3 protein-coding genes are annotated in these 5,370 nt (G+C 73.9%); all 3 read right to left on the bottom strand.

What is annotated here, in order from left to right:
* Nucleotides 1-188: 188 nt before the first annotated feature.
* Genes WCD74_RS29780 through ssb form a run of 3 tightly spaced genes read right to left on the bottom strand, consistent with a single transcriptional unit; the run spans nucleotide 189 to nucleotide 5,146 of the window.
* The gene (locus tag WCD74_RS29780; RefSeq protein WP_337698562.1) at nucleotides 189-2,828 is read right to left on the bottom strand and encodes a hypothetical protein; all 2,640 of its coding nucleotides are present in this window, start codon (nucleotides 2,826-2,828) and stop codon (nucleotides 189-191) included.
* Nucleotides 2,829-2,881: 53 nt separating this feature from the next.
* On the bottom strand, nucleotides 2,882-4,558 hold the full coding sequence (gene ettA / locus WCD74_RS29775; RefSeq protein ID WP_337698561.1) for an energy-dependent translational throttle protein EttA: 1,677 nt from the start codon (nucleotides 4,556-4,558) through the stop codon (nucleotides 2,882-2,884).
* 51 nt (nucleotides 4,559-4,609) lie between these two features.
* Nucleotides 4,610-5,146: a single-stranded DNA-binding protein gene (gene ssb / locus WCD74_RS29770; protein ID WP_337698560.1), complete on the bottom strand. Its 537-nt coding sequence runs from the start codon at nucleotides 5,144-5,146 to the stop codon at nucleotides 4,610-4,612.
* Between the last annotated feature and the right edge of the window lie 224 nt (nucleotides 5,147-5,370).

Raw genomic sequence — 5,370 nt, 5'->3', positions numbered from 1 at the left:
TCAGGGATGGCGCACCGCTCGGTGTCCCGCTCAAGGATCAACCCTACCAGACCGGCTGGAGGGCAACCTCTCGAACCTATCCCGCCCCCAGACCCCGGGGCAACCCCTCCGGCCTGGCGACGAAGAGAAGATTACATGGCGCTCCGACGGGTGGTTTCAGGGGGGTCCCCCGAGGGCATCGGCGCAGCTCAGCCGCGTCGGGACCCCACTCCGGGCGGGCGAGCCCCGTCCTGACCGGCCGGCCCCACGTGGCGGAACGCGTCCATGGCCTCGGCCAGGAGGTCGGCGAGCTTGGCTCCGGACTCCGGCGGACGCCCGCGTCCCCCGGGCGCGGCCGTCGGCTCGGGCGTGCCGGGCCCCGTCCCGTTGGCGCGTGGGTCCCGCCGCTCCTGTTCCCCCGGCACCGGCATCGAGCCCGACGTGTGCCGACGCGCCGACGGCACCGCGACCTCCGGCGGCGAGGCCGGTGACCCCGGCGCCGGGGAGGGCGGCCGGGTGCCGTTGGCGGAGGATCGGTCGTCGGGCCGGGACCGGGCCGCGGGACGGCCGCGCTCGCGGCGCGGGGGCACGGGCACGTCGGGCAGGTGGTACTCGGCCAGCACGGAGGCGAGCGTGAGCCCGAGCTCTTCGTCGTACCCGTCCGTGGCCGGTGTCGGGCTCGCAGGAGTCGGCGCCGGGTCCGGTGCGTTCGAGGCCGGCAGGGGTCGGGGCGGTCGCCGGTCGGGCGCGGGCTCCGCCCGTCGAGGGGTCGCGGGGGCCCCGGCGTCCTCGCCGCGACCGCGGGTCGACTCCTCCGCCGCGAGCTCGGTCGGGCGGAGGTCCTCCGGCTGTGCGCTCCGTGCGTCCTGCTGATCGTGCTCGACGACGCGGTCGGTGGATCCCGATGCAGGGCTCTCGCCCGGGAACGTCGCGGGGAGGTCGAACGGGTCGTGGGACCACCCGGGATCGAGAGGGTCGGACGACGGGACGCGCACGACGTCGTCGGTGCCGTCCGCCGGCGACGTCCGAGCGGTCTCCGGCGTCGGCGTCGGCTCGAACGGCGGCGCCTGCGTCGAGATCGGGGGGCTCTCCGGGCGCTCCGCCGGACCGTCGTCGGCCAGGAGGCTGCTCAACGACCGTGCCCCGGGACCGTCCCGCTCGTCGTCCGCGGGCTCGACGGTGGGCGCCGTCGGGCCGAAGCGGTCGTCGGGAAGGGGGTCGGCGGGGACCGGCGGGGTGACCGGGTGCCGTCCGGTGGGCGCCGTGCCGAAGGCGTCGAAGGTGGGCCGGGAGGTCGCCGACCCGTCGTCGGGCAGGGACGGGGCGGAGTGCCGTGACCGGCGGACGGGTTCCGACGGGGGTTCCGGCGTGCCCCGGTCACCGACCTCGCTCGCGTCCCCTCTGGTCGCGTCCGGGAGCGGCTCGGGCGCGGGTTCCGGGCCGCCCGCCAGGGACGAGTCGACGGAGCGGGTCAACGACGCCAGCAGGTCGGCCAGCTCGTCCCGGGCGGACCGCGCCGGCTCACCTGCGGAGCCGGGTCCGACGGCAGGTTCGACCGTGGGCTCGACCGTGTGCTCGAGCGAGGGCTCGACGGGGAGCTCGGCACGGACCCCGAGGGGGTCACCCCGGTGCGGCCCTCCGTCCGGGCCGTCGTCCCCGACCGGGCTCGGGACGGCGGCCGAGGGCCCGGGGACGTCGTCGGCCGGCCGCGGCGCGGGTCCGGCGGCCACGGGGTCGGGCGTCGGGGCGTCGTCGGCGCGGTGGTGGCGGCGGCGGCGCGGCGGGACGGGCGGCGCCGGCTCGTCCGGGGTGCGGGTCGAGATCGGCGCGAGGAGCTCACTCGCCTCGAGCGCAGCGAGCGCGCGCAGCGCCGCGTCCCTGCCGTCCCGCGCCCGCGTCCCGAGGTCGTGCCCGTGCCGAAGGGCGGTCAGCGCCTCTCCGAGATCGCCCCGCCCTTCGGCGACGGTCGCGACCGTCTCCCACGCACGGGCCGCCTCGCTCAGGCGCCCGCCGGCCTCGAGCTCCTCGGCGGCCGCTCGGGCCCCGGACGCACCGGCCCGGTCGTCGGCAGCCACCGCGAGCCGGATCCTCGCGACCGCACACGTCCACTGCGGGTCGGCCGGGCCGTCGGGGAGGACCGAGCGAGCGCGGGCGGCGGCGTCGTCGGGACGGCCGGTCTCCACGAGCAGCTCGGTCACCTCGGCGGCCGACAGCATGGACCGGCGTCCGCCGTCGACGTCGTCCGTGGGCCCCACCGAGATCGCTTCGGTGAGCGCTCCGAGCGCGCCGGACACGTCTCCCGCGCGTCGTCGGGCGATACCCCGCGCCAGCGCCATCCGCGACCGCAGCACGTCCGATTCCGGCGCGGGGACGCGCAGGAGCACCGAGGTCGCCGCCTCGACGGCCCGGTCGGTCCCGACGACGTCGGCCGCCGCGGCGCAGGCCTCGGCCCGCACGGTCCAGAGGCCGGCCACCACCCGGGCCGGGAGGTCGTCGGTCGGCTCGACCCGGTCGAGGAGCCGCCGGGCGAGGTCGGCGTCGCCGAGCCCGACGGCCGCGTGCGCGAGTTCGATGACGACCGCCGCGCCGTCGTCGCGATCGCCGCGCGAGCGCGCCTCCCCGATCAGGGGCACGGCACGGGCGACGACGTCCTCGTACCGGTCGGACTCGGCCAGGGAGCGGATGATCGACCGGTCGGCGGCGGCCCGTGCAATCGGGTCGTCGCCGGCGAGACGCCGGGCGTGCTCGGCCAAGGAGGCACCGAGCGCGGGGTCGGTCCACCGCAGCCCGTCGGCGACCTCGAGGACGGCGCGCGCCGACGGCGCACCGTTCTCGCGTCGTGCAGCCACGACCGCTCCCTTCTCGACCCGGCCGCGGGACCTTCCCGCGACCCCCGCGGGACTCAGTCCCGGGTGAGCCTGCGGTGCGTGACCCGGTGGGGACGCGCGGCCTCGGCGCCCAGGCGCTGGACCTTGTTCTGCTCGTAGTCCGCGAAGTTGCCCTCGAACCAGAACCACGACGCCGGGTGGTCGTCGGTGCCCTCCCACGCCAGGATGTGGGTGCAGACGCGGTCGAGGAACCAGCGGTCGTGGGACACGACCACGGCGCAGCCCGGGAACTGCTCGAGGGCGTTCTCGAGCGAGGAGAGCGTCTCCACGTCGAGGTCGTTCGTCGGCTCGTCGAGCAGGAGCAGGTTGCCGCCCTGCTTGAGCGTCATCGCCAGGTTGAGGCGGTTCCGCTCGCCGCCGGACAGGACGTTGACCGGCTTCTGCTGGTCCGGACCCTTGAACCCGAACGCCGACACGTAGGCGCGCGAGGGCATCTCGACGTTGCCGACCTGGATGTGGTCGAGCCCGTCGGAGACCACCTGCCAGACGTTCTCCGACCCGGACAGGCCGGACCGGTTCTGGTCGACGTACGAGAGCTTGACGGTGTCCCCGACCCGGACGGCGCCGCTGTCCGGCTGCTCCAGGCCCACGATCGTCTTGAACAGGGTCGTCTTGCCCACGCCGTTCGGGCCGATCACGCCGATGATGCCGTTCGGCGGGAGGGTGAAGGACAGGTCCTTGATGAGGAGCCGGTCGTCGAAGCCCTTGTCGAGGTGCGAGACCTCCACGACGACGTTGCCCAGACGCGGCCCCGGCGGGATCTGGATCTCCTCGAAGTCCAGCTTCCGGGTCTTCTCCGCCTCGGCCGCCATCTCCTCGTAGCGCTGCAGGCGGGCGCGGTTCTTGGCCTGCCGGGCCTTGGCGCCGGAGCGCACCCAGGCGAGCTCGTCGGCGAGGCGCTTGCGGAGCTTCGCGTCCTTGCGGCCCTGGACCGCGACGCGCTCGGCCTTCTTCTCGAGGTAGGTCGAGTAGTTGCCCTCGTAGGGGTACGCGCGCCCGCGGTCGAGCTCGAGGATCCACTGCGCCACGTTGTCGAGGAAGTACCGGTCGTGGGTCACGGCCAGCACGGCACCCTCGTAGGACGCCAGGTGGCCCTCCAACCACTGGACGCTCTCGGCGTCGAGGTGGTTGGTGGGCTCGTCGAGCAGCAGGAGGTCGGGCTTGCTGAGCAGCAGCTTGCACAGCGCCACGCGGCGGCGCTCGCCGCCCGAGAGGTGGGTGACGGGAGAGTCTCCCGGCGGGCAGCGGAGCGCGTCCATGGCCTGCTGCAGCTGGGAGTCGAGGTCCCACGCGTCGGCGTTGTCCAGGTCCTCCTGGAGCTTGCCCATCTCCTCCATGAGCTCGTCGGAGTAGTCCGTGGCCATGAGCTCGGCAATCTGGTTGTACCGCTCGAGCTTCACGGCCACGTCCCCGGCGCCCTCCTGGACGTTGCCGAGGACCGTCTTCTCCTCGTTGAGCGGGGGCTCCTGCTGCAGGATCCCGACCGTGGCCTCGGGGGCGGCGAACGCGTCGCCGTTGTTGGGCTGGTCGAGTCCGGCCATGATCTTCAGAACGCTCGACTTGCCCGCACCGTTCGGTCCGACGACGCCGATCTTCGCTCCCGGCAGGAAGCTGAGCGTGACATCGTCGAGGATCACCTTGTCGCCGTGGGCCTTACGAACCTTCTTCATGGTGTAGATGAACTCAGCCACGCCCCCGATGGTAGTTGCCGTGGTGTGCCGCTCCCCGGGCCCGGTGGTCGCTCAGCCGGCCAGCGCTGCCCGACCCAGCGGATCGTCGTCCTCGGCCTGCTCGGAGGCACCCGGGTCCGCCACCGGACCCAGCTGCACCAGCTCGTCCGCATCACCGAACTCCACGGGGGACGGAGCCTCGCCGACCACCTCGAGATGGGTCACGTCGACGTGGCGCTCCCCCGTGGTCCGCTCCGAGGAGACGACCGAGGTCCGCACGCGGTTGAGGTCGAGGCCGACGCTGGAGGCCTCGATCTCGGTGGAGGTCCGTTTGACGCCCTCGACCTCGTAGTCGCGCGTGAAGAGCTTCCCGTGGACGACGACCGGGTCGCCCTTGGTCACGCTGACCCTGACGTTCTCGGCCAGGGTCCGCCAGCAGGTGACGCGCACCGCCAGACGGTGCTTGTCCTGCCAATTCCCGCTCTGCGCGTCGAACTTCCGGCTGTTGCTCATCAGTCGGAAGTTCGCGACGACGGAGTCGTCCGCATTGCGCCGCCACGTCACGTCGGTCGAGATGTTGCCGGCGACCGTCACCCAGGTCTCGTTCATGTCCGTCCTCCTCCTGCCGCCGGCACTCGTCGGGGCCGGCGCTCATGAGGACGAGCGTGCCTCCCGGGAGGCGATCACGAGGACGGAATGGTCACGGCTGTGGACAACCCGGGCCGGAGATGCCGATGGGGACGACTTGATACGACGTCCGGCGGATCGCTCCCGCGGCAACGGCGCATCGGCCGGGTGCGGAGGCACGAAAAACCCCCGGCCCGTGTGGCGTT

Origin of the sequence: Actinomycetospora aurantiaca (genome assembly GCF_037401875.1) — a bacterium.
Taxonomy (GTDB): domain Bacteria; phylum Actinomycetota; class Actinomycetes; order Mycobacteriales; family Pseudonocardiaceae; genus Actinomycetospora; species Actinomycetospora aurantiaca.
Note: the sequence above shows the minus strand (reverse complement) of the source record. Positions and strands in the feature narration are given on the sequence as shown.

Excerpts from the sequence above, each read along its gene's own strand:
- ssb (WP_337698560.1), bottom strand. The coding sequence starts at position 5,146 with ATGAACGAGACCTGGGTGACGGTCGCCGGCAACATCTCGACCGACGTG.